Genomic DNA, 1,095 nt, shown 5'->3' with positions numbered 1-1,095 from the left:
GGACAACCGTTATCAGAGCACATAGGCTGGTTACGTCAGAATGGCTATGAGAAGGCATTGATGGTTCTCCCCCATGATGGTGCAACAAGAGACCGTGTACATAATGTGAGTTTTGAGAGTGCTTTAAATGATGCGGGTTTTGAAACGCAAGTGATCCCTAATCAAGGGGCAGGAGCGGTTAAGATGCGAATAGAGGCGGTGCGACGTATTTTGCCTTCAGTTTGGTTTAACGAAGAGACAACCGTAGCGGGTCGTAAAGCACTGAATTGGTATCATGAGAAATGGGATGAGAAGCGTAATATTGGTTTAGGCGCCGAGCATGATTGGTCCAGTCATGGTGCAGATGCCTTTGGATTGATGTGTGTGGGGTATGAACAGCCGATGCAGAAACAGAAGAGACCAGCTTATAGCGGTAGAGAAACTTATGAGAGCACGTCATGGATGGCAGAATAATGCATGATGAAGAGCATTTAGAGAAAGAAAGTAACGCATCAGATCTGTCGACAGAAGGTTTGTTTCGCAAGCTTGTGAATTGGTACAAAGAAGATGTAGAGCATGTGAACAAATGGCGTGAACATGCAAGAGAGGATTTTCAATTTTACAATGGTGATCAGTGGAATGATCAAGATTTAGCGGCTTTAAAAGAACAACGCCGCCCCGTTATGACGTTTAATCGCATTGCACCATTGGTTAATGCCGTTGTGGGTTCAGAGCGTAACAATAAACGAGAAGTGCAATTTATCCCCCGTCAAGTCGGGAAGGCATTACCTAGTGAATTGCTTACAGGGGCGGCAGAATGGTTTAGAGATGTAGCACATGCGGAATATGCGGATAGTGATGCTTTCCAAGACGCTGTCATCTGCGGCATGGGCTGGACCGATACACGGCTTGATTATGAGAACAGTGTAGATGGTGAACCGGTCATTACGCGTTTAGACCCTCTAAAGATGGTTTGGGATAGCGCGGCAGTGCAACCGAATTTAACCGATGCACAACGCATGTGGTATGTAGACCGTAAGCCATTAGACGTAGCCAAGCAAATGTTTCCCAAAGCCCATTGGACAGAGCTGAGTGCAGATTGGGCAAGGGATGGGA

At 46.4% G+C, this 1,095-nt stretch carries 1 protein-coding gene and 1 pseudogene; both read left to right on the top strand.

What is annotated here, in order from left to right; all coding sequences use genetic code 11:
- Positions 1–453: pseudogene (locus tag ACFIMQ_RS09405) on the top strand (PBSX family phage terminase large subunit); the annotation flags it as partial.
- Positions 438–1,095: portal protein (locus ACFIMQ_RS09400; protein WP_375703929.1), on the top strand; the 658-nt coding region annotated here is incomplete at its 3' end. The pseudogene ACFIMQ_RS09405 and the gene ACFIMQ_RS09400, both read left to right, overlap by 16 nt.

Source organism: Bartonella sp. AD13SXNS (assembly GCF_042196465.1).
In the GTDB taxonomy this organism is placed as follows: Bacteria; Pseudomonadota; Alphaproteobacteria; order Rhizobiales; family Rhizobiaceae; genus Bartonella.
The sequence above is the reverse complement of the archived record's forward strand: the minus strand, read 5'-3'. Positions and strand labels throughout refer to the sequence as shown.